Source organism: Peribacillus sp. B65, assembly GCF_058513295.1.
This window is the reverse complement of the sequence record NZ_CP195840.1, coordinates 4,772,730-4,796,706: the sequence shown is the minus strand read 5'-3', so window position 1 is coordinate 4,796,706 and position 23,977 is coordinate 4,772,730. Positions and strand designations below refer to the sequence as shown.

The following is a 23,977-nucleotide window of genomic DNA, read 5'->3' as shown; positions in this document are numbered from 1 at the left end:
GAAAAGTACCCCATTTTAAGGGGTATTTTTCTTTTCTCACAGTTTGTGTCAACTCTGCGATAAGTCTTAAAGAACTAACAGGTGCTTTAGCTGAAGATCGGAGCTGTCTTTAAGGCAGCTTTTCTTTATGGAACTATCGGGGCAGTTTAGTTGTATAAGAAATTTCTATAAAGTCCTAATTTATCTATTTTTCCTGTTTTATTTTGGCAAGTCATTCACTTCATATGCAACCCGTATTCCAGATTCAATCGCCCCTTGCATCCAAGCGTGGGTAAGCGAAGTATGTTCACCGGCAAAGTGCACTCTTCCTTCAGGTATAGGGATATAAGGATACAACTCGGTTTCCTGGCTCGGTTCAAAAGCAGTGAAAGCTCCAGAAGAATATTCATTATCGACCCAACTAAAGGAAGTTCCTGACACAAACTCAGAATAGACTTGGTCTCCATAAATTTCAGCTAAGTTCCTTAAAGCATATTGAATGCGTTTTTCGTTGGATAGACCGTTCCATGATAAAGCCTCATCTGCCCATGTATAGCTTGCCAAAACCACAGCAGGTCCTTTTGTACCAATCCCCTGACTGGGGTAATAAGTGAATCGAATCGGAAGGTCAGTTATGGATTTACCACCATATTGATGGTGCCTTTCCCAAAACCTGCTTTTAAACTCGATTCCGATCTTTGTTGCGCTCATATAGTTTAGTTCACGAATCGCTCGCCGTTTATAATAGGAAAAAGAATGGTATGGTTCAACTTTCACAAATCGTAACACTGAAAAGGGGATGGTTATGATGGCAAGATCACCAGTTATGGTGGAATCCTCTAAGGTGTGCTGATGGGTGGAATGGATGGTTACTCTGTTGTTATGTTGGAGAATTTTCATCATCCTTTGATTGAACATAATAACTTCTTTTAATTGCGGGAGAAATGCCCTTGGCAGCAGATCCATACCGCCGGTTATCTCATAGAAACGATTTGCTCCGAAGGACGCCTCTTCTCGCAAAACTTCAATAAATGACATCCCCATATATGCTTCTAAGTCAAGGAGTACACCAATCATATCAACCGCGCCATCTGAAAAAGTCGTTCCATATTGATAATGGTAATAGTTTAAGAAAGTACCTAGTGAGTAGTTTTTAAATTCTTTTTCTACGAGATACCAATTTTTCGTTGGGTCTTGTTTAATAAAATCGAGAATTGGCTGTGTAGCTAATTTCACCAGCTCCTGTGCGCTTTTACCTCTTTCATTTGGGGCAACGGGAAAGTTTAGAATACCAGGAGAACGTTCAAAAATGTTAAGACGTGTTTTGATTCCATTGAGATAAAGAATATCCATTGGAGTTCGGTTAATAAAAGGGTTTACGGTTAGCCCCCATTTTTTTATATACTCTAAGGTCAAAAAATGAACATCAGGAATACGCATTGGGCCTGGGTTAAAATAAAGCCCATTGCTAAATGGGGAGCGTATGGTATAGGCACGTCCGCCTACCCTGTTGTTTGCTTCAAGGATTGTGACGTTGTGCCCTGCCTCCTTCAATAGAGAAGCAGCAACCAGTCCTGCTAGTCCTGCGCCAACAATAGTAATATGTTTGGGAACTTGTGACTTTTTAAGACCATTTCTAATAATGCTGATCATTTGTTGAGTCGTTAATTGATTATTTGTGTTATTAGGCATCTCTTTACCCCTAGTGAAATAGATTTATTACATTGTATTCCCTTGTATAGATGCCTATGTGTTCTTTTATGGATAAAAAAAGTATGTAGTTTAACAGATAAAGAGATAAAGTCTGCTTTTGTGAAAAACTCCTAACAAGGAACAAAGAGACAGGTAACAGCTTATTCGGGCTATCTTTGTACAGTATTTTGATAATTTCCCTAAAGATTTACAAAGATATTTATCGAAGATTGGATTTGATCTTTTAGAGGAGAAAAAAGCAAGAGAATTATGTAGGTTAAGTGATGAACTTTTAACCCGTTCTTGTTGAACTAACAGGTGCGTTAGCTGAAGATCGGAGCTGTCTTTAAGGCAGCTTTTTCTTAATGAACTAAAGGGGCAGGATAGTTGAAGAGTGCTGTTTGATTTTTATTCAACAATTGGGCCATTTTGTTAAAGATACTTCTTAAAGATGGTTGGATATTTATGTTAAAATCAGGGGGGTATACATCAATCTAAATCAGCAGAGGTACTTATATATAAGGGTATTGTGAAATTTGGAGAGGGGAGTAACAAAAGATGGCATTTGCCGTAGGGTATGGAATTGCATTTATAGGAGCACTTGTAGCTTATCAACTTAGCAAAGGTAAGTCGAAAAAAAGAAAACACATTGTTTGGGGTATTGCTCTTATGTTGGCAATTTCACCATTCTTATCTTTTGCGGTTGGGCTAACATACGCATTTATTGTTGGGAATGGTTGGGCAGCTTTGATTATGTGGTACTTGTTCCCAATAGGTTTCATCATAGGACTTATTATGCTACTGGTAGGCATATTTAAGAAAAAAGAAATAGAGAAGGTCATGTAACTTCTTCAACTAAAGGGCGCGATTCTTGAAGAAATTTCGCTTTTCTTAATGAACTAACGGGTGCGTTAGCTGAAGATCGGAGCTGTCTTTAAGGCAGCTCTTTTCTTATGGAACTAAAGGGGCAGTTTAGTTGAAAAAGGAATATTAATTTTATTGGGTTATGGAAAGAACAAAATATAATAAAAAACTCGCCAAAAACTGAACGAGTTTTAAATACCTATTTTTATTACTGGTTGAAATAATAATGCGCTCAACATAAAACGATTATACGATAGGGTGTGGTTTGAGCAGGGATACTTCTTGTGCCAGGTCCATAGAAAACAATTAAATCTCGGTTCGCTGGATATCTTGAAAAGAGTTGCCCATTTGTTAATAATATTTGGGTATAGGGAGATAATTTTAATTGTAATTGTCCATCACTACTCACCAATTGGTTATTAAAATAATCAACTTTTACATTCTGATGTGGGTTATCTTTTACCATGACAAGCGCTTGATATTGTGGAGGGTAAATAAGAATAGCAGGTAAATCTCCATCATAATATCCTGTCACGCGATCTCCTACTATGACCATTTCATGGTCAACGAAGTAAGTTGAGGGTGAAACCACGAAATTTACTATTGAACCCAATTCATTTTCTATTGTAAATAATTTATAACAACCTTCTCTTTCACCATTTTGACCTGTAAAAAAATCACTAATCACCGTGACAGTTCCATGAAATGAATAAAAAGTTGTCATACAATACCTCCAAAATTAAAAGATAGGGGCGATTTTTTATTTTGAGACTATTCGAGATAAGGCTTTTTTAGGATTTTAGTATAATGTAGGGATAGGAGGACAGGTAACAGCATCTATAAGTCTTGGGTCAATACCGTAGAATTGCCAGAAAGCACCGTTCCATCTATATCCAGATACTTCTCCATATTCCACACGAGTAGGGTAAAACCAAAATTGTCTGCCATTTATAAGCCATACATAAGTGTTTTGATATAGACAGTCGACGATATAGGACACAGAAGGTTTTGGTGGAATGAATGTTGGAGGAGGGGATTGTGGACTCATTGTCCCCTGGCGTGGGAAATATCTCATGTGATTTCACTCCTTTTAGTTAGGTTCTCAACATTATATGTTGAGAAGAAGTAAAAGGATTATTTAACGCGAAAACCAAAGATTGTGAAGTAATGTACTTAAACTAACGGGGCAGGTTAGTTCAAGAAGGTATTAGTAAATCTTTTGACGAAAATATAAAGAGCTTAGTAAGAAGCGCTTAAAATACCATTTAATAATAAACAGGAAAAAACTAACTGCTAAAAACTTTAGGGGGGAAAATATTGAAACAAACATTACTGATAATCGATGCTCAACAGGAATTAATAGAAGGTAATAAAGAAGAACAAGGAGTCTTTGAGAAAGAAAAAATCGTTAATAACATTAATACTGTAATTGAAAAAGCGATAAATGAAAGTATCCCCGTTGTTTTTATAAGAGATTTAGATGTTTCAAATGGAGAAGGACCTGGATTCCAGATACACAGGGATATTAAAATACCATCAACTGCTATCATATTTGATAAAGCTGCCACAAATTCATTTTATGGAACTCCATTACACGAACATTTAAGTAAAAACAATGTAGACCATATTGTAATAATGGGATGTAAGACGGAACATTGTATTGATTCAGCTGTTAGAACAGCAACAATCAATCATTTTGATGTAACATTAGTTGGTGATGGACATTCCACTTCTGACTCCAAAAACTTATCTGCAAAACAAATAATCCTTCATCACAATGAAACCCTTCACGGTCACTATAATGTAGACAATTTTTCACTTGTTAGAAATTCTAATGAAGAACTGTTTAAACCTATTCACAATAATTACCGATAATAATCATCTTCAATTAACGAATGCGTTAGCCGAAGATCGGAGCTGTCTTTAAGGCAGCTTTTTTTTATGCAACTAAAGGGGGAGGTAATCCGATAATAAAAAAATACATATATAACGAGGTTTGGTAAAATTAATTAGAGGCTTTAATCATCTTGGTTATTTGTTTCTTTTCTGGAAATATAACACAAGTGGTTGACCCTAGAGTAACAACTTTTCGTGTATTGATGATATGTGGAATCATTATATCTTTCTCTTTCTCTTTTCTCAGTGAGAAAGGACTTTGGAGAAAATTAGCTTAGGTCTTAGTAGATTTGTTGGTTTAGTTTACTTTATGGTTGTTGAATTAATGAGAATAATATTCCAGGGTAATGGATTTTAAATTGTTTATTCAACAAACAGGTGCTTACTTAAAATTACCAGGAGCTGATCAACAGCTCCTTTTCTTATGGGGGTACCCTAATAGTTCTCACATGTCACTGCAAAATTCTATATACTAAAATTAATTGAACTAGAATACACGAAGAATCTTTAAATAGAAGTGTAATACGAGGAGGAGATATCATGCTTATTACGGAACGGCATCAATTAATATTAAAGCTATTAAAAGAAAAGGGGAATGTTAAGATTCATGAGCTAGTAGAATTAACAAATACTTCAGAATCTACTTTGCGTCGTGATCTAGATCAATTAGAAAAGCAGAACTACTTAAAACGTGTACATGGTGGAGCTTCACTTTTACATAGTAAACGAGACGAACCGAGTGTGTTTGAGAAAATAACGCAGAACCTTGAGGAAAAAGCTAAGATAGCAAAATATGCGGCAGAACTAATTTTGGACGGCGACTGTGTTTATCTTGATGCTGGAACAACAACGTATCAGATGATCAAACATTTAAGACAAAAAGATATCGTTGTCATTACAAACGGAATTGATCATTTAGATGCATTACTTGAAAATGAAATATGTACATACTTTATTGGTGGGTTTGTTAAAAAGATTACCAAAGCAACAGTTGGACGTTATGCATACGAAAGTATAAAAAAATACAGATTTGATAAGTGTTTCATGGGTGCGAACGCTATTCATTATAATTTTGGATTGACTACCCCAGATCCAGAAGAGGCGCAAATAAAAGAAAGAGCCATCTTTTTGTCACGTGAGGCCTTTGTATTAGCAGATCATACAAAATTTGGAGAAGTATCATTTTCTAAGTTTGCAGATTTAAACCAAACAAAACTTATTACGAATGAAGAAGGTACAATAACGTTAGGAAAATATAAGGAGAAAACGGAGATAATTATTGTGAGGGACTAAAAACTAAATTTGCTATCGTTGAAGGAAAGCTGGTATTCAAACTGTCTGATTCAGACAGTTTGAATACCAGCTTTTTTGAAAATTCTGAAATTATTTTATTGAAAATTTTCCCCTTTGTTTTATCAATATAATAAAGAATGCTTGATTTATTGTAATGTGGCCAATTAACAATGAGGAAAATCTGCTCCATGTATTAAATATACCATTTGAAACGTTTAATATTTTATGTTATCAATATATTTTTTGTAATAATTGGAACCGTTGACAATTACAAACAGCTCTAATATAATCAAAATCAATCAAAAACAACCAAAATCAATCAATTATAATTCTAATGTGTAAAGGGTAATTATATTGTTTACAAGGGATGAAAGCGTTATCAATAAATAGTCAATGTGAAAAAACTATCAAAATCAACCATACTTCCATTTTTTCAACCAAAAATATTCATTTAAGGAGGTGATCTAGTTTAAGAGATTGAGAGCGTTAACAATTTCTCGTTCAGTAGCTAATTATTTTCATCTTCAAAAACTAGGGGGGACTAATATGGTGAAATATTTAAAAGTAATAGGAATGCTAGTTTTGGCGTTTGTAATTGCCGCGATGACGGCATGTAGTGGGGCTAGTGAATCATCAAATGGATCAACAGACGGTAACGAAGGACAAAAAGGTAACAAACAATTAACGATCGGTGTAGCGGTGGGTAGTTTAGCAAACCCTTTCTTCGTCTCCATGGCTAAAGGTGCTGAAGAAGCAGGAAAAGAATTAGGTGCTGAAGTTCTAGTTGAAAGCGCTGAATATGATTTAGCCAAACAAGCAGCTCAAATTGAAAACTTTATTACGAAAAAGGTAGATATCATTCTTTTAAATGCTGTTGATACAAAAGGAATTGCGGCAGCTGTTCAACAGGCCAAAGCTGCTGATATTCCAGTAGTTGCTGTAGATACCAATGCTGAAGGTGGTGTCGATGCCACTGTTACTTCAGACAACTATCAAGCTGGTAAACTGGCCGGAGAATATGTGATTGAAAAATTAGATGGAAAAGGAAAAATAGTTATTATTGATGGACCTCCTGTTTCGGCTGTATCTGATCGTATTCAAGGTTTTGAAGATGCAATAAAGGATTCCGAAATTAAAGTTATTGCGAAGCAAAATGGAGAAGGGAATCGCGAAAAGGCATTAACGGTGATGGAAAGTATTTTACAAGCTAATTCATCAGGCTCTATTGACGCTGTATTTGCGATTAATGATCCAGAAGCAATTGGTGTTGAAATTGCTCAAGAGCAAGCGAATCGTAAAGATGAATTTTTCATTGTCGGAGTGGACGGTGCTCCTGAAGCTACAGAAGCAATGGCAAAGGAAGGAAGTACAATTGCCGCAACTTCAGCTCAGTCACCTAGTAACATGATCAAAAAAGCTGTTGAAATCGGAATGAAAGTGAAAAATGATGAAGAGGTTGAGGAGCTTATTAAAGTTCCAGTTGAGATTGTAACTCAAGATACATTAGATTCTTACCAAGGTTGGTAAGAATCTTTCAATAAATAGGCTGATAAGGATTCCTCCTTTAATCAGCCTATTCAAATCAATATAAGGGGTGAGATAAAGGTATGGCTGTGAATGAAATGTCCCTTAAAGGCCAACAAAGTCTAAAAAAGCCAGTGTTGAATATGGAAGGTATTAGTAAGACGTTCTCGAGTGTAACCGTATTGAACAATGTGAGAATTGAACTTTATCCGGGTGAAGTACATGCATTAATGGGAGAGAATGGCGCTGGAAAGTCAACTTTCATGAAAATCCTCGCAGGCATTCATACACCTGATGACAATGGTGGGAAAATCTACTTGAAAGGTCAACCAATTTTATGGAAGGACCCTACTGATGCAAGGAACAAAGGAATTAGTGTTATTCATCAGGAGTTAAACCTTTCTCCTAATTTAACAATAAGTGAAAATATCTTAATGGGTTCCTCCTTTCCTAGAAATGGTTTAGGAATGGTGAAATGGGATAAGGTCCATGAACGTGCCCAAGAGGTGTTAGATTCAATGGGGTCGAATCTAAATCCACGCCAATTGGTTTCGACCTTAAGTGTTGCTCAACAACAAATGGTCGAGATCGCCCGAGCATTATCCTTTAATGCAGAGGTACTCATAATGGATGAACCAACCGCCTCTTTAACAGATAAAGAAATAAAAAAGCTATTTGAAATTATTGATGATTTGAAAAAGCAGGGAGTTGCTATTGTATATATATCTCACAGAATGGAAGAAATCTTTAAAATTTCTAATAGGTTCACTGTATTACGTGACGGCGAATGGATTGCAAGTGGGCCGATTGAAGAGACAAATCCTGATCATCTCGTAAAGCTGATGGTAGGACGGGATTTAAAGGACTTGTTTAATCGGTCAAAAGCCTTTGGCACAAAAAATCCAAAGGAAGTTTCACCTGTACTTGAATTGAAAAATGTTTCTGATAACACAATTGTAAAGAATGTATCTTTAAAAATTTACCCAGGTGAAATTGTTGGTTTAGCGGGGCTTGTTGGTGCTGGCAGAACAGAATTGGTTAGGGCCATTTTCGGTTTGTCCGAGTTGAAAAGTGGCGAAATATTGGTTGATGGTCAATCTGTTAAAATCAAATCCTCAATAGATGCTATTGCTAATAGGATTGCACATGTACCTGAAAGCAGGAAAGAACAAGGGTTATTTTTATCAATGTCCGTAAAAGAGAACATCATAATGGCTGAATTGAAAAAACACGCTAAAGCAGGAATTGTTAGTTGGAAGCAAGCAAATGAAAGCGCTAACCAATATATTGAAGACTTAAATATAAAAATAGCTTCCCCAGAACAGCAAGTATCAAACTTAAGTGGTGGGAATCAACAAAAGGTAGTGATCGCTAGGTGGCTATCAATTGCACCCAAGGTATTACTACTTGATGAGCCAACACGAGGGGTTGATATAGGTGCCAAGACTGAAATCCACAAGATTGTTTCAAAGCTCGCAGATGAAGGATTGGCCGTTTTAATGATATCATCTGAACTTCCTGAAGTATTGGGGGTAAGTGATCGAATACTTGTCATGAGTGAAGGAAGGTTAACAGGCGAGCTTTCGAAGGAAGAAGCTACACAGGAAACTATTATGCGTTTAGCTACCATAGGGGGGAGAGAGAAATGAGAGGGAATACGCAAACTATTACACATTCACAACGCCTAAATATAGGAAATGTCCTTTATTCTTTATGGAATAGGCTTGGCATGATCATGATTTTATTATTATTGTGTGTAGTACTTTCATTTACAGCACCAAATTTTTTAGATACAGCCAATTTATTGAATGTATTAAAACAAGTTTCCATTATTGCTATTTTAGCTGCTGGGATGACAATCGTTATTTTAACTGGTGGTATTGATTTATCAGTTGGTGCAACAGTTGCTCTATCTGGCGTTATCTCAGTCATGGTCTCTTCTGCAGGAGTTAATCCTATAATTGCGATGTTATCAGGCGTACTAGTAGGGTATGCAGTAGGACTGATTAATGGGTTTCTTACAGCCAAAGCAAAGTTACCAGCATTTATTGTTACACTAGGCAGCTTCACATATGTTCGTGGACTCGCTTATGTCATTAGTGGCGGTTATCCAATTGTTTTACAAAACGAAACATTTAAATTCATCGGTGGTGGAAGTATTTTCGGAATCCCCACTCCTATTTATATCATGTCTTTAGTATATGTCGTGATGTTTTTTGTTCTTAAATATACGATGTTCGGTCGTCATATTTATGCGATTGGTGGCAATGAAGAGGCAGCTCGGTTAACTGGAATTAAGGTTGAAAAGTCTTTAATCAATGTGTATTCGATTAGTGGTTTACTAGCTGGTTTAGGAGGAGTCGTTTTAGCGGGAAGGTTGTTTTCTGGACAGCCAACTGCTGGTCAAATGTATGAGTTAGACGCAATTGCTGCTGTTATTCTAGGAGGAACAAGTTTAACAGGTGGAAAAGGGAAAATAATAGGAACAATTATTGGGGTTTTAATTATGGGGGTAATCAGTAATGGGTTAACTCTAATGGATGTCAACTATTATTGGCAGTTAGTTGTAAAAGGTGGAGTCATTGTAGCAGCCGTTCTATTAGATCGATTGCGCGGAAATAGTCCAGCATAACGATCACATATCATTTTAGATTTTAAAAAAAGGGATGTGAAATAAAAGTGAAGAGGATCATTAGTATTCTACTAATATGTTCAACTGTCACTTGTTTACCATTTAATCGTGCATATGCAGAAGACCCTGGGTATTATAATGAACCATACCGTAATCAATTTCATTTTTCTCCTGAAGCTAACTGGATGAATGATCCGAATGGTATGGTTTTTTATAAAGGTGAATATCATTTGTTTTATCAATATCATCCGTATGGAACGACATGGGGACCGATGCATTGGGGGCATGCTGTCAGTAAAGATCTTGTTAATTGGGAGCATTTGCCGATTGCTTTATCGCCGGATGAAAACGGTCAGATTTTCTCGGGGAGTGCTGTTATTGATTGGAACAATACAGCTGGCTTTGGAAAAGAAGCAATGGTTGCCATCTTTACGCATGCAGGGGATAAGCAAGTCCAAAGTATAGCGTATAGCCTAGATAAAGGAAGAACTTGGGAAAAGTATAAAGGGAATCCCGTAATGCCAGACCCTCCTTCACAAGATTGGCGCGATCCTAAAGTATTTTGGCATGAAGAATCAAACCAATGGGTTATGTCGTTAGCGGCTAAGGATAAGATTATGTTTTATACCTCACCTAATTTAAAAGAGTGGGAGTATGCAAGTGAATTCGGCGAAGATGGTGGAATACAAGCAAATAGCTTAGACAGAACTTCTTATAGCATGTCATCCCAGACAGGTGAATCATTTAGCTATGAGGGAGATATTACCCTTAATGAAAAGAATGGGAGAGAAGGGACAGGCGGTTTAGTTTTTCGGTCAGATAGGCGTGCAAAGAACGGCTATGTTGCGAGCTTAGATGCCAAAAACGATGTTATAACATTAAGTAAGAATGTAGATGGAACAAACGAGGAAATTGCGAGAAAACCTTTTACCCTCAAAACTTCAACTAACTACCATGTGAAGGTGGAAACAGATGGGGATCAAATTCAAGTCTCTGTAAACGATCAATCCGTTATAAAAAAAACAGATATAGAATTCGATTATGGATACTATGGATTGTCAGCGTGGAATTCAACGGCTGCCTTTCGAAATGTGGAGTTCAAGAATACATCTAACTTTGAAACCAATTTATCAAAATGGACAAATGTAAATGGAAGCTGGGAGAACACGATGGATGGAAAAAGTGGAACCTCTACGGAGGATGCTTTTGTAATGAGTGGTCAAACAGGGGATAACTTTTTTTATGAAGCAAACATTGAGATATCTGGGGAAAAAGGTGGCAATGGAGCCGGCTCGCTCGTTTTTCGTGCAGATCCTCATGCAACAAACGGTTATATGGCAAATATCGATGCTTTAAACGATACAATAAAAATCATGAAAATCGAAAATGGAGACATATCCATTCTAGCTGAAAAAACAATAAATCTAGATACAGATAAAAGGTACCATTTAAAAGCAAGCACTCATGGAAAAAATATTAAAATTTTTTTAGATGGTAATCTCATTCATGATGTAAATGATTCAACTTTTTCGTCAGGACATTTTGGCTTAAATGTTTGGAATTCATCCACGTTATTCCAAGATGTTCAAGTTGGTAAGAACATCATGACAAATGAGAAGGAAGTTACTAATCATGATTTTGAGACAGGTGATCTAACTGGGTGGAGTACAATCGAAGGTAATGCTTTCACAAAAGATCATGTGACAAATGTACCATCTTACTGGGGAGGGGATTTCGGCCACCAAGGAAACTACCACCTATGGGGGTTTACTGATCTTCAAAAGGGAGATGACGCAACAGGTGAACTGCACTCCTCATATTTTAAACTAGGTGGCTCTGGAGAAATCAACTTTCTGTTGGGCGGTGGTAATGATATCAACAACCGCTATGTTTCGTTAGTGAGAGCCTCTGATGATCAAGAATTAATTCGACAAGCCAATACCAAATTTAAAGAAGAAAAATATCAAAAATACGTCTGGGATGCTTCTAAATACATTGGAGAAGTGTTATATATTAAAGCTGTAGACCAAGCTACAGGTGGTTGGGGTCATTTAAACATGGATGATGTTAATGTTTATAATGAAGGGGCCATGCCAAATGAAGTAGACCAAGTTGCCAAAGAGCCTGAGGAAGACGATTCGAAAGAAAGCGGCATCCTTACAGACTGGTCTGCTGTTTCTGGAGAGTGGATACCTTCTACTCATGGTAGTAACGGAGGGATTTGGGAATGTCCTACTCTAATCGAATTACCAATTGATGGTGACCCTTCAAAAACAAAATGGGTACTACAGGTAAGCATTAATGATGGCGCTCCTGCAGGCGGGTCAGGTATGCAATATTTTGTAGGTACCTTTGACGGGAAAACGTTTAAAAATGAAAATTCTTCCGATCAAGTGTTATGGACTGACTACGGGGCAGATTATTATGCCGCAGTAGATTGGAGCGGAATTGATGGTAAGAATGGCGAAAAATATTGGATTGGCTGGATGAGTAATTGGCTGTATGCAAATCATACACCAACTTCGACTTGGAGAAGTTCAACGACATTGCCAAGAAAGATGGAGCTAACTCAGACAGATGAAGGTTTACGTTTAAAACAAACACCAGTTTCTTTAAAAACCATTCGAGATAAGGGTGAAAAAATTTCATATAAAAATAAAGTCATATCTGGTGAAAGTAATCTCCTATCTAAACTATCAGAAGATACATTTGAAATGATAGCTGAGTTTGATGTAGATGATATAAAAGCAACTGAATTCGGCTTTCAAGTTCGTAAAGGAGCAACTGAATATACGACTATTGGCTATGATGTTGCCACCAAACAATTATTCGTAGACCGTTCAAATTCAGGAAGCTTTGATTATGGGAACAATGTGGTCGGTAAGCATGACGGACCGTTAAATGCATTAAATGGGACTGTGAAAATGCATATTTTCATTGACCGATCTGCTGTAGAAGTGTTTGGAAACAAAGGTGAAACGGTTATTTCTGATCAAATTTTCCCGGATCCATCAAGTAAAGGATTACAAATTTATAGCAAGGGTGGAGAAGTTACATTAAAGTCTTTGAAAATATACCCTTTAAAGAGTATATGGAAAAGATAAAGACTAAATTTCAATCCTATTAAAGATGGGTTGATAGTAAGAGTTTATGAAGGCTGTCGAAAATGATCGATAGCCTTTCATTTTACCTAAATCACAAGAATGGAGATGTAATGTAAATGAATAAAACAAACCGCGCAGTCATATGCGTTGGGGAGCTTTTGATCGATTTTTATTGTACAGATATTGATGTTAATTTAATGGAAGGTAATCATTTTCTAAAGAAAGCAGGGGGTGCACCAGCGAATGTCGCAGCTGCTATTTCAAGGCTAGGTGGGGAAGCAAGTCTTATTGGAAAAGTAGGAAATGACCCATTTGGATTATTTTTAATAGAAACGATAAAAGAGGTGGGGGTTGATACATCGATGATTGTTACTGATGATTTGGCACCAACTACTTTAGCATTTGTTTCTTTACAAGCAAATGGTGAAAGGGATTTTGTATTCAATAGAGGAGCGGATCGAAATTTAACAGAGGATAACTTATACCCAGATAGATTAAGTGGTGCAAAGATCATTCACTTTGGATCTGCAACTGCATTTCTGGAAAACCCTTTTAAAACAACTTATTTAAAGGCAATGGAATTTGCACAAAATAGGGGGATATTTCTATCGTTTGACCCTAACTTCCGACATGATTTATGGAAAAATAGAGTGGCTGAATTTATTAGTTTAGCTAGAAAGGGTATATCAATGGCTGACTTTGTAAAAGTAAGCGAAGTAGAGCTTGAACTAATCACGGGAAAAATGGATAAATATGATGGAATAGCAATGCTCCATCATTTAGGAGCAAAAATAGTGGCTGTTACCCTTGGATGTGAAGGCACTCTTCTTTCAAATGGAAGTGGAATGAGTGTAATAAACAGCGTCGAAGTAAATTCAATTGACTCAACTGGTGCTGGTGATGCATTTGTCGGTGCTGCTTTATTTCAATTTGCAAATCTTGAGTCCTATGACACAATTCTTAGTGATTTTAGTAAACTTAAAGAAATCATTCTTTTTGCAAATAAAGTAGGTGCCGTCGTATGTACGAAGGTAGGAGCGATTTCTTCTCTACCAAACGAAGAGGATATATATAAGGTTTAGTCTTCGTCGTATTGTTTCGAATATTTAGTTTATATTGGTCCCTTAGCGGATAAATATTATATATATATAAATAAGAAGAACCATGAACTGAAGTGAATTAGATTTTATTTTGATTAACTAGTAAAAAAACAGATGAATAACAAAATCATGCCTTAATCGTTACTTAGAACAGTAATTAGGTAATTACTAATAGTGCCTCGCCCATTTGGATTGAAGGCACTATTTAGTGATTTAAGAAAAATGAGCCCACTTAATGTGAACTTTGTGAAATATTGTACATAAACTAACGGGTGCGTTAGCTGAAGATCGGAGCTGTCTTTAAGGCAGCTTTTCCTTATGGAACTATCGGGGGCAGGTTTGTTCAATAAGGGACTTGAGTACAAGCTGCTAAAATAGTTAGAAATAGGCAGGGAAGGGTGAAGTAAATGTGTGGAATCAATTTCATTTTAGCTAACACTTATAAAGAAACGTATAAGGAAGAAACATATGTAGAATTTGAAGAGGGAATACATTCATATCTTTTAAGCAAGGAAAAGGACTCTAATAACGAGTTATGTTTACTTCTAAATCTTAATATTTATGGTGAAACAATATTGTATAGAGACGAGATTAATGAATTAAAATTTTTTTGCATAGAAGCGTTAGAGCGAAAAAAACATATATTTGCCATAGGTGATTAGTTTTAAAAAGTCTTAAACTTGGTGCGTTAATTCAAGATCGGAGCTGTCTTTAAGGCAGCTGTTTCTTATGGAACTAACGGTTTAATAAGGAATGCTATAATAGCAAACGATTTTAAGGAGTTAAACTCTTATGATAATAAAAATTGACTTTGGTGACGATTTTATTCAATACCTTTCTTGTTCAACAAAAGTAGGTAGGAAGATGAATAGTATTCAGGAGGACTTTCTAAATTGGATTTTTGACGAGGAAAAGAATACAGAACATTGGGCTTTAGAAAATGGGGAAAGAATTCACCCTAATTATGATGCAAAAGCAATTGTTGAATGGTTAAACAATGTAAGATTTAAGCGAGGAATGGCGAAAGCTAAATTAATCACGAATCCTCAATTATGTGTTAAAAAAAATTATATTTTTAGAGTGTTTTTTTAATATTTACTGGTCAAACCATAAGATTGTGGAAAAATGCACTTAAAATATCGGGGAAGGTTAGTTAAAGAAGGTATAATCAATTAATCAACAAGAATATGAGGAACACGAGGTCAAAAGTGATGTATCAACCATAAAAGGCTGTCAATTGGCGGCCTTTTGAAAGTAAATCAAAGTCATTGTTTTTTATTAAATCCTTGAAAATGTAAGCGCTTTCTATTATAATGATAATGGGTTGGATGGCATGTGTGGCTGTCATAGTATCTGGCGTAGGCGGGGCCGATACTAGGAAGAGGGCTTAGGAAATGTCCTTTTTTATTTGTTAAAACTAGTTTTTTTATGTGGTCAGAAGTCAAAATGTTAATGTCCAACGATGTATAAATACATACATAAACAATAAAAACGAAAGACATTAAACCCCTTGAGGCCTAAGGGGTTTTTAGCATGCTGCTTAATTACATATTGTTCGTAAAAGTATACTATTATGGACCTACAGCCTTCATAATTAGATAAATCAATGATTGAAATAGAAAAAGCTCTAGTGGTTAATCTAGTGGTTTTATTGATCATCTAGCAAACCCTTGCTACATCAAGGTTGTATAAAATCCTGAATATACGATAAAAAATGACTAAGAACCAAACCCTTGATACACATGGGTTTGGCTTTTTTAGCTACTACCTAAAATAGAGTTGTATAACATATTCATTCGTTCCTTTGAGGTCTTCTTCAACGGGGCAGTTTATTTTCTTAATTTAATGGACAAATTATTATAAGTTGAAATTGTGTAATGGTACGTTAGTACAAATAGGTTTATGTTTGTCAAAAAACATATAGAAATTGGAGAGAAATGAATAGTAAAATAGAGAACTTAACAAAACGACTATCTGCTGCTCAAATAATTGTTTTTTATTACCTAGTGGCTGTAGTGGTTTCAACCATTTTATTGCTGCTTCCTATTACTCAAACGCAGAATGCAGAGCTCTCATTTATTGATGGAGTATTCATTTCTATTAGTGCGGTAACTGTAACAGGATTATCTTCGGTAGATGTAAGCCAGCTGCTTAGTGTTCCCGGTACGTTTATTTTTGCAATCATCCTCCAGTTTGGTGGAATTGGGATCATGGCTTTCGGAACAATACTATGGCTTGCATCAGGAAAGAAAATAGGACTCAGGGCAAGAATACTCATGACGACGGAACAAAACAGCCCCACTTTTTCCGGGATTGTTCGGTTCATACGAATGATCTTCTTTTTCTTTGTCATGATTGAGCTATTAGGGGCTATTGTCTTCGGTACATATTTTTTGAAGTATTTCCCAACATGGCAAGAGGCATATTTGCAGGGTTTCTTCGCCTCTGTGTCTGCTACGACAAATGCCGGTTTTGATATCACAGGAAAATCACTGATTCCGTTTGCAGACGATTATTTTGTCCTGACCCTTAATATAGTACTCTTTATTATCGGATCCCTTGGGTTTCCTGTTCTAATGGAGGTAAGTCAGTGGCTGAGGCATAAGGGTAAGATGCCATTCCGGTTCACCTTGTTCACAAAAATTACAACCGTAACTTTTTTCATACTGATCGTAATCGGAGCCATTTTCATCTATCTGTTTGAGTACAGTCATTTCTATTCAGAAACCTGGCATCAATCCTTTGTCCATTCTTTGTTTTATTCGATATCTTCAAGGACTGGCGGAATGGCGATCAGCGACGTCAACCAATTTTCAGTGCCTACCATTTTGTTACTGAGTATTTTTATGTTCATAGGGGCATCCCCCAGCAGTGCTGGGGGTGGGATAAGAACCACCACGTTTGCTGTGATGCTGCTTACCATTTACAACTATGCGAAAGGGAACAGAACAATAAAAATATTCAAAAGGGAGATCGATGAGGAAGATATCATCAAGTCATTCATCGTTTTCACAACAGGTATGATACTGTGCAGTTTGGCAGTTGTCATTCTTGCATGCATTGAATCTGCCTTTTCCCTAATGGAAATTTTATTTGAAGTTTCCTCTGCTTTTGGCACTGTAGGCCTTTCGCTAGGCATTACACCGGAATTGAGTACTGCTGGGAAGGCCGTAATCATGATTTTAATGTTTATAGGGAAAATCGGGATGTTTACCTTCTTATTCAGTATGGGAGGCAAACCAGTTAAACATCCGTATCACTATCCCAAAGAGCGCATCATTATAGGATAAAAAATGTACTACAGCAAAGGTTATCAATTAATAAAGATATACAAAAGTGCAATAGTTGTATTGAAAATCCTTTTCTTCTTCAACTATCTCCTCCACTTATATTAAATAAGCAGTAAAAAGGATCCTTCAGTTTTGAAGATCCTTTTTTTATACCGTCTCATGAGGATAAATACGTATAAGAGACATATATAAATCAGACTCTCGAATATACCCCGTTCTTCTTCTAATAATGCGTTCCAAAAAAATCGTGAAATCTTCATTATTTAAACATAATCAATTTTATTATGCATAACAATAAACGTAATTAACTTTTGTTTGCAATATAACAAACATAATAATATAATGTTTGTTAATTAGCGAGAGTGGAATGTGGTGTTTAAAATATGAATTTCGCCTGTCCTATGTTTATCAGAAATCTTAAATAAGAAGATAATTAGGATTTCTAAGCAGGAATTTTTGACGGAACATCGTATTGGGGGAAGGAAAAAAACGAAAAAATAAAAAGGAGCAATGATATGAATAAAGATGAATATAAGTATAAATCAATTATCACTGTTGAAAATTACGACAAAGTAGATGGTAAGGCTGCCTATGGTAAAGAAATCGAATCGTTAAGCACAGGAATGCTACAGGGGAAATCTCCTAGAACAGGAGATATCGTTGGAAAAATTGTAATGACTGATGATTCTGCTCAAGAAATTGAGTTATCTGCCACTAGAATTTTAGATTTAGCCATCCTTATTTTATCGACCAACTTATATTTTAGAGATGCTTATAAATTTGAAAAGCTGTATGATCCTGAAAATCAAATCGTTACTGCTTTAGGGTTGCAGGGATATAAGATGCAATTAGAAATTGACACAAAAAATGAGAATTTAGATAAAGATATTCAATATTTTTATGATATGTTGCAATCGGATGGCGAAATTTTGGGAGAAAGATTTAGAATCATCAACGATATTATGAAGGAAATGGGATATCGGTAAGGAGAATCATAAAATGATAAGAGGATTTGTCGTTTCAGATGGCAGAAAATTTACAGAAGAAGAAAAACAAATGATTTGGAAAAAGTCTCCTAGCCATCAAGAAAGTGTGGAGGAATTACGTGTTGCAGATACAATCAATAGGAATTGGCATAATGGAGAACTGCGAGTCATCAATGTACTGCTAGAGGGGGATGCTGGCTCAGGTAAAACACAACTTGCCAAAGCTCTCTCTCATGATCTTCGATTGCCATATACGAAAATTACCTGTTTTGCCGACATGGATAAATCAGATGTTTTCGGCTCACTTTTGCCAGTAATGGAAGAAGCACAAGTGGAAGATAAAAAAATAATTCAGTTTTTTGAAAATAATAGCACGGCTCAGCAGCTTTTAGAAAATTTGTCTTCCTATCTACAGTTAAATATGGCAGAAACGAAAGAATACTTGGCAAAACTTGAAAAGAAAATCAAAGACACCGGTAAGAATGTAACATATAAGTATTATCCATCAGAAATTGTTCGTGCACTACAAGAAGGCTACCTGTTAGAGATACAAGAACCTACTGTCATTAGAGATGCATCGGTTTTAGTTGCATTGAATTCTGCTCTTGAAATTGATGGTATTTTAAATACTCCAACTGGAATGATCAAACGGCACCACGATGCTGTAGTAGTTATTACAACCAATAGAAATTATCAGGGGAATAGACCCCTTAATGAATCATTACGTGATCGAGTTCAACACACGGAACGAATGAATCTTCCTTCTAAGGGAGTGATGGTCAACCGGGCTCTCAGTAAAGTTGGTTTTGCAGATGAAGGGCTATTAGCAATGATGGCTGAAATCATTATTTTATTAGATGCTACTTCAAAAGCTAATGGAATCAAGGGTGTAGCAGGAATGAGAAGTTATTTCTATTGGGTGAATGCAGTGCAACAAGGAGAAAATATCTTTGATTCTATTTATCAAAAAGTCATCTATAAAATTACCACCGATGAAACTGAGATTAGAATACTAGAAAAAGAATTAGAAAGCAGTCAATTATTGGAGCGTATTCAATCTTATTTACTGAATCAAAAGAATCCAATGAACAAACCGCAAGCTCCTCCAGGGTCACCAATGGTAGATAATTATGAGGAACAACAAGACGGTGAGGAGGAACTTCAAAAAGATACATCTTCCATTGATTTTACAAAAGAAGAGGAGAAAATTCAAAATAGTGATTCCGCTCTGCCTCAACAAGAAAAAGGGAAACCGTTAGAGATTTTTTCTGAAAAGAGATCAAAGGACATTGAAATCGATAGTAATAAAGGAAAAGAGCATGAGGAATCTCAAACAGGTATTTCTCAGCAACAAGTAAAACAGTTGCCGGAAATACTAGAGAAGCAAGAAGCTGATAAGAAAAAAGAGTTGAATAAAGAAGCTCGAACGCTTATGAAAAACACGATTCATCAAAAAGAAGGGATCATTATCCACCGCCCTCATGCAACGAAGGAAAGTATGAGTGAAGCAGAACATATTAAAAAGGAAATAACACCTCTTGTGGAGAGTATGGCAAGAAAAATTCTTGCTGTATTAGAAAAAGAAGAGTCAGTAACATACACTCCAGGGAAGTTATACGGTACGCGATTTAATGCTTCTAAGGTTGTGATGGGAGACTATCGTTACTTTGATAAAAAAAATCCTCCAACTGATAATCCCTCTCTAGCTATAGCGATACGTATAGATGAGTCTGGTTCCATGGTTCGGGCTCAACGAATGGAGAGTGCCAAAAAAGCAATAATCGCTTTAACAGAGTTTTGTAGAATGTTAAATGTTCCTTTGATGATTTATGGAGACACTGCAGATATTAGTAAAAGGGAAATGACTTCACTATACTCGTACAAAGAGTTTGATGATGGGTACGAAGGGGTTATAGGAAAAATTGCGACAATGAAGCCTCGCCAAAATAATCGTGATGGTGTTAATTTACGAATATTGGCAGAAAAATTATCGAAACAAATCGCTTCTACCAAGTTATTGATAAATATTAGTGATGGGCAACCAAAAGCCATGCCTAATTATTCAGGGGATGCAGCGAGGGTGGATATCCGATCAGTTATTAGTGAATATGAAAGAAAAGACGTGCTATTCCTATCTGTTGCTATCGGAGAAGATAAAGAAAAGATTGCAGAATTACACGGAAGAGAGAGATTCCTCGATATGACTGACCTTAAATCGTTTCCTCAAAAATTAGTGGAAACAATCAGTCGCTTTTTATAGGAGGGATTTGAAAATGGTTGAAAAAAGCAAAAAGGCACTGGTACGGTATCAATAAAGATTTTTCCGTTTTTTTAACCCCGTCCTATATTTAGAACGGGGTTATGCTTGTTTGAGGTTTGAAAATTAAATAACTTTATTGTCTTTTTACAATTTTCTCGGTATTGTAAGCGAAAAATTAGGCCTTTTCTTCAATATTCCAGTCAGTGGTCGGTGTATTCCATGATAAATTATAGTCTAACCTTAACCTCAGTACCGTCCTTAGCTTTGACATCTACTAGCACGATCCCCCTATAATTTTTCAGTTCCTTGACGATAGGCTTTAGCGTTTTTTTGTCTATTAGTGGAAAGGTAAAGTCCAGTTTTTTTCTTTCGAAGTGCACTTTTGTCCATTTGTTTGCATTTTGCTGAATAAATTTTGAAGATAAAATTGAAATAACAATGTTTAAAATGGCATATGGAATTGGAAGGGTAAACCGAACGCCTTTCGCTTTCACTTTAACATGCATCATAAGCGAATCACTAATCAATGATGACTGAAACGGTATCCCCGTTTGCCGATTTAATATCAACAATTTGGCCATCTAATTCGTTTTCGATTGCTTCAATAATAAGACTTATGTCTATATCTTTAACGTATTTTTCCGATTGAGGAATACTCGCTGCGATGCTGTGTCCAGCCACTAATACTGCCTTGACAAGTTTTATAGGCAAATTGACCGTGACATTATCATTTTCGGCGGATACAACACGAACTTTTAAGGTTTTATCTAAATATTTAGTCGGTTTTTCAAGAAGCTTGTTACCTGTTTCTTCTTTCTCTTTTAATATTTGAATCAGTTCTGATCCCTTATCTGCATCAATCTTCCCTTCTTGAACCATTGTTAACACTCTTGTAATTTCCTCTTTCATGATAAATTCCTCCCTATTCCTCTTTTAAGAGCTTAATGGCTTCTTCTGTTGTGATTTCGCCATCTTCCAACATGGTGACAACTTTTTTCTCGTCCACTTCATTTTTCTTCTTCTGTACATATCCAAGCGATGAAATGATGTCAGTTAGCTTGCCTCGAACCGTTGGATACGAAATCCCCAGTTCCTTTTCAACTTCTTTGATATTCCCTCTGCATGTTAAAAATACTTCCACAAAATGAAGCTGATCCTTTGATAAGGATGCCAGCTTAGATATTTCAAACTCATTTTCAATCGTAGTGTGACAATGAGAGCACTGCAACTTTGTAATTTTCAATGTTTTACTGCAAACAGGGCAATTTGTGATTAATTTATAAGCCATAATGAAATCCCTTCCTTTTAGTTAATTCGATTATAAAACAAGGAATTGAAAATATAAATAATAAAATTTAAATTTTTAATAAAAAAATTCAATAATATTAATTTAAAGTTTAATATTATTGATTATTCGTTTTTATTATCCATTCAAGTATTATAATGGTTGAAATTGTAGACATTTCTCTTGGGTAAAATAACCAGTTACATAATGAGCACGATTACATAGTCTTTGAGATGCTGTTCAATAATCCATTTGATATTAATATTCCAATTATGATGATTCAGCAGTCGGTGGCATTGATGTATTATTTATTGATCTAACTTGAAAATTATAAGCTTACGGGTTGATTAATCTCCGATTATGCAGTGAGTTGAGGACTTAGTCTTTATTAATGAGTGGAATGCCGTTTTCAGCTAAGCTCCTCTAATGTACCAAAACAAGGGTGATTAAGAATTTGAGATTTTCCAGTATTGTACTATGATAAATTTATATTATTTGAGTTTGGAAGGGTTTGGGACAGTGACCATACTCTTACAGATTTATTTAAGGAGTGGTAAAATGGCACGTGTTTTATTTATTAATGCTGGGTCAGAAGGACATATCAATCCAACTATTGGGGTTGTGCAAGAGCTTATTTCGCGTGGAGAAGAGGTAGTGTACTTTACGATAGAATCTTTTCGAGAACGTATCGAGAAGACGGGAGCTACTGTACGAACAATTGACGGTGAAAAATTTATAGAAGCTTTTCTCTCAGGCGGAAGAAATTATTTACTCGAAAGAATCAACGGTCTTTTAAATACGGTAGATATCGTCATCCCTAGCGTTCTTGAACAGATCAAAGGAGAGCATTTTGATTACATCATCCATGATTCCATGTTTGGCTGTGGACGTTTACTTGCCCAAATCCTTAAGCTTCCCGCAATCAATTCTTGTACTTCTTTTGCGCAGACAAAAGCATCATTCGATAAAATGCTGGAACAGCTTTCTAAAGAAATTCCTCCAGAAATAGTTAAACCTATACACGATGAATTTCAAAGACTGACGGTAATGGTGAAGGAAAAATATGATGTGGAGATCCATTCTACTTACGAAGTTTTTTGTAATCCTGCACCACTTTCAATCGTTTATACAACTAGGGAGTTTCAACCTTTTAAAGAAGCATTCGACCAAACTTACAAATTTGTAGGTCCATCCATCTCTTCACGGTTAAAGCAGGATAACTTTGACCTTGCTGATATCAAAGGAAAAAGTCCCATTTACATTTCTCTTGGAACAGTTTTTAACCGGTCTCTTGATTTTTATAAGCTTTGTTTTGAAGCATTTGGAAATAGCAATCACACGGTTGTCATGTCGGTCGGTCAACAAACCCCACTAATTGAATTAGGAGAGATTCCCCAAAACTTCATTGTGAAAAAATATGTTCCACAAACGGAAGTGCTAAAATATACTAAATTATTTATCACACATGGTGGAATGAATAGTACCAATGAGGGTCTCTACTACGGGGTTCCGCTAATTGTAATCCCACAAAGCGCGGATCAGCCCATAATTGCAGGGCAAGTTGCCAATATCGGAGCCGGTATTAAATTACAAATGCAAAGCTTGACTGCAAATCAACTGCGTGAGGCAGCAGATCATGTTTTAAACGACCCATCTTACCATAAATCTGTTTCAAATATAAGAGAATCCTTTCAAAAATCGGGTGGATATCACCAAGCTGTTGATGAGATTTTTGAATTTATAGGTCAATACGACATTTAAAATAAATTATCGGTGGCATTTTCTTGGTGGCAATTCTTTTTTTATAAATGAAGGAATGAATCAATTTGTATTTTTGAAAGATGGAAAAGTGGTCTGCTATTTATATGGTTATCCTTAGAATAATGGATATGGTATATTTTTTGAATCTGAGGATGCTGGCTATATGCTTAATATTAAGGATGATTGAAAATTTCGAGTAGACAGAAACGACAGTGTCGTATATTTGAGAAAATAGGCAAGGGTTTAAATGAGGGTGCTGCGGCACCCTTTTATTATGGAGCTACGGGGCAATTTAGCTGAAGAGCGGTGAC

The 23,977-nt window shown here is 36.0% G+C and carries 19 protein-coding genes and 1 pseudogene; 14 read left to right on the top strand and 6 right to left on the bottom strand.

Translation table 11 applies throughout. The features are described from left to right. Positions 1-198 precede the first annotated feature (198 nt). The gene (locus tag ACSR9O_RS23460) at positions 199-1,671 is read right to left on the bottom strand and encodes a flavin monoamine oxidase family protein (RefSeq protein ID WP_491725198.1); all 1,473 of its coding nucleotides are present in this window, start codon (positions 1,669-1,671) and stop codon (positions 199-201) included. A 558-nt stretch (positions 1,672-2,229) separates the two neighbouring features. Between ACSR9O_RS23460 and ACSR9O_RS23455 the strand changes: the two genes are divergently transcribed. After that, positions 2,230-2,517 (top strand): hypothetical protein, encoded by a 288-nt coding sequence (locus ACSR9O_RS23455; protein WP_289336388.1) that lies wholly within the window; start codon positions 2,230-2,232, stop codon positions 2,515-2,517. A gap of 250 nt (positions 2,518-2,767) precedes the next feature. On the opposite strand, the gene ACSR9O_RS23450 is transcribed toward ACSR9O_RS23455, so the two are convergent. Then, on the bottom strand, positions 2,768-3,259 hold the full coding sequence (locus tag ACSR9O_RS23450; protein WP_491725197.1) for a hypothetical protein: 492 nt from the start codon (positions 3,257-3,259) through the stop codon (positions 2,768-2,770). A gap of 593 nt (positions 3,260-3,852) precedes the next feature. Between ACSR9O_RS23450 and ACSR9O_RS23445 the strand changes: the two genes are divergently transcribed. The 9 genes and pseudogenes from ACSR9O_RS23445 to ACSR9O_RS23405 all read left to right on the top strand — a co-directional run bounded on the left by ACSR9O_RS23445 (position 3,853) and on the right by ACSR9O_RS23405 (position 15,176). Beyond that, positions 3,853-4,410: a cysteine hydrolase family protein gene (locus ACSR9O_RS23445; protein ID WP_101225737.1), complete on the top strand. Its 558-nt coding sequence runs from the start codon at positions 3,853-3,855 to the stop codon at positions 4,408-4,410. A 561-nt stretch (positions 4,411-4,971) separates the two neighbouring features. Further along, positions 4,972-5,724 carry a DeoR/GlpR family DNA-binding transcription regulator gene (locus ACSR9O_RS23440; protein WP_101225738.1) on the top strand — a complete coding sequence of 251 codons (753 nt, stop codon included), beginning with the start codon at positions 4,972-4,974 and terminating at the stop codon, positions 5,722-5,724. A gap of 546 nt (positions 5,725-6,270) precedes the next feature. Beyond that, positions 6,271-7,251 (top strand): substrate-binding domain-containing protein, encoded by a 981-nt coding sequence (locus tag ACSR9O_RS23435; protein ID WP_222619974.1) that lies wholly within the window; start codon positions 6,271-6,273, stop codon positions 7,249-7,251. Positions 7,252-7,331: 80 nt separating this feature from the next. Next, positions 7,332-8,897 carry a sugar ABC transporter ATP-binding protein gene (locus ACSR9O_RS23430; RefSeq protein ID WP_353752156.1) on the top strand — a complete coding sequence of 522 codons (1,566 nt, stop codon included), beginning with the start codon at positions 7,332-7,334 and terminating at the stop codon, positions 8,895-8,897. Positions 8,898-8,977: 80 nt separating this feature from the next. Continuing rightward, positions 8,978-9,880, top strand: a complete 903-nt coding sequence (locus ACSR9O_RS23425; protein WP_225988884.1) for an ABC transporter permease — start codon at positions 8,978-8,980, stop codon at positions 9,878-9,880. Positions 9,881-9,936: 56 nt separating this feature from the next. Then, a pseudogene (locus ACSR9O_RS23420) lies at positions 9,937-10,971 on the top strand (glycoside hydrolase family 32 protein); the annotation flags it as partial. A 78-nt stretch (positions 10,972-11,049) separates the two neighbouring features. Continuing rightward, a complete protein-coding gene (locus ACSR9O_RS23415) occupies positions 11,050-12,984 on the top strand; it encodes a glycoside hydrolase family 32 protein (protein ID WP_491725505.1) in 1,935 nt (644 codons plus the stop codon). Between the two features lie 116 nt (positions 12,985-13,100). After that, positions 13,101-14,066: a carbohydrate kinase family protein gene (locus tag ACSR9O_RS23410; protein ID WP_230178562.1), complete on the top strand. Its 966-nt coding sequence runs from the start codon at positions 13,101-13,103 to the stop codon at positions 14,064-14,066. An 810-nt stretch (positions 14,067-14,876) separates the two neighbouring features. Further along, positions 14,877-15,176, top strand: coding sequence for a hypothetical protein (locus tag ACSR9O_RS23405; RefSeq protein ID WP_101225743.1), 300 nt, complete (start codon positions 14,877-14,879; stop codon positions 15,174-15,176). A gap of 124 nt (positions 15,177-15,300) precedes the next feature. Here the strand turns inward: ACSR9O_RS23405 and ACSR9O_RS23400 are convergent, their stop codons facing one another. Then, positions 15,301-15,432 carry a hypothetical protein gene (locus tag ACSR9O_RS23400; RefSeq protein WP_491725196.1) on the bottom strand — a complete coding sequence of 44 codons (132 nt, stop codon included), beginning with the start codon at positions 15,430-15,432 and terminating at the stop codon, positions 15,301-15,303. A gap of 589 nt (positions 15,433-16,021) precedes the next feature. On the opposite strand from ACSR9O_RS23400, the gene ACSR9O_RS23395 reads away from it, so the two are divergent. The 3 genes from ACSR9O_RS23395 (at position 16,022) to ACSR9O_RS23385 (ending at position 20,620) form a co-directional block, all read left to right on the top strand. After that, positions 16,022-17,374: a TrkH family potassium uptake protein gene (locus ACSR9O_RS23395; protein ID WP_491725195.1), complete on the top strand. Its 1,353-nt coding sequence runs from the start codon at positions 16,022-16,024 to the stop codon at positions 17,372-17,374. Positions 17,375-17,889: 515 nt separating this feature from the next. Further along, entirely contained in the window at positions 17,890-18,360 is a 471-nt protein-coding gene (locus tag ACSR9O_RS23390; RefSeq protein ID WP_491725194.1) for a DUF6530 family protein, read from the top strand. Between the two features lie 13 nt (positions 18,361-18,373). Continuing rightward, entirely contained in the window at positions 18,374-20,620 is a 2,247-nt protein-coding gene (locus ACSR9O_RS23385) for an AAA family ATPase (RefSeq protein ID WP_491725193.1), read from the top strand. A 227-nt stretch (positions 20,621-20,847) separates the two neighbouring features. On the opposite strand, the gene ACSR9O_RS23380 is transcribed toward ACSR9O_RS23385, so the two are convergent. From ACSR9O_RS23380 to ACSR9O_RS23370, 3 genes are read right to left on the bottom strand one after another with little or no spacing between them, the layout of a single operon-like run. Then, complete coding sequence (locus tag ACSR9O_RS23380; RefSeq protein ID WP_101225746.1) at positions 20,848-21,129, bottom strand: hypothetical protein; 282 nt, start codon at positions 21,127-21,129, stop codon at positions 20,848-20,850. 10 nt (positions 21,130-21,139) lie between these two features. Next, positions 21,140-21,529: an SHOCT-like domain-containing protein gene (locus ACSR9O_RS23375; protein WP_063236560.1), complete on the bottom strand. Its 390-nt coding sequence runs from the start codon at positions 21,527-21,529 to the stop codon at positions 21,140-21,142. A gap of 13 nt (positions 21,530-21,542) precedes the next feature. Further along, complete coding sequence (locus ACSR9O_RS23370) at positions 21,543-21,908, bottom strand: DUF2089 domain-containing protein (protein WP_491725192.1); 366 nt, start codon at positions 21,906-21,908, stop codon at positions 21,543-21,545. 555 nt (positions 21,909-22,463) lie between these two features. On the opposite strand from ACSR9O_RS23370, the gene ACSR9O_RS23365 reads away from it, so the two are divergent. Next, positions 22,464-23,666 carry a macrolide family glycosyltransferase gene (locus tag ACSR9O_RS23365; protein ID WP_491725191.1) on the top strand — a complete coding sequence of 401 codons (1,203 nt, stop codon included), beginning with the start codon at positions 22,464-22,466 and terminating at the stop codon, positions 23,664-23,666. Positions 23,667-23,977 lie beyond the last annotated feature (311 nt).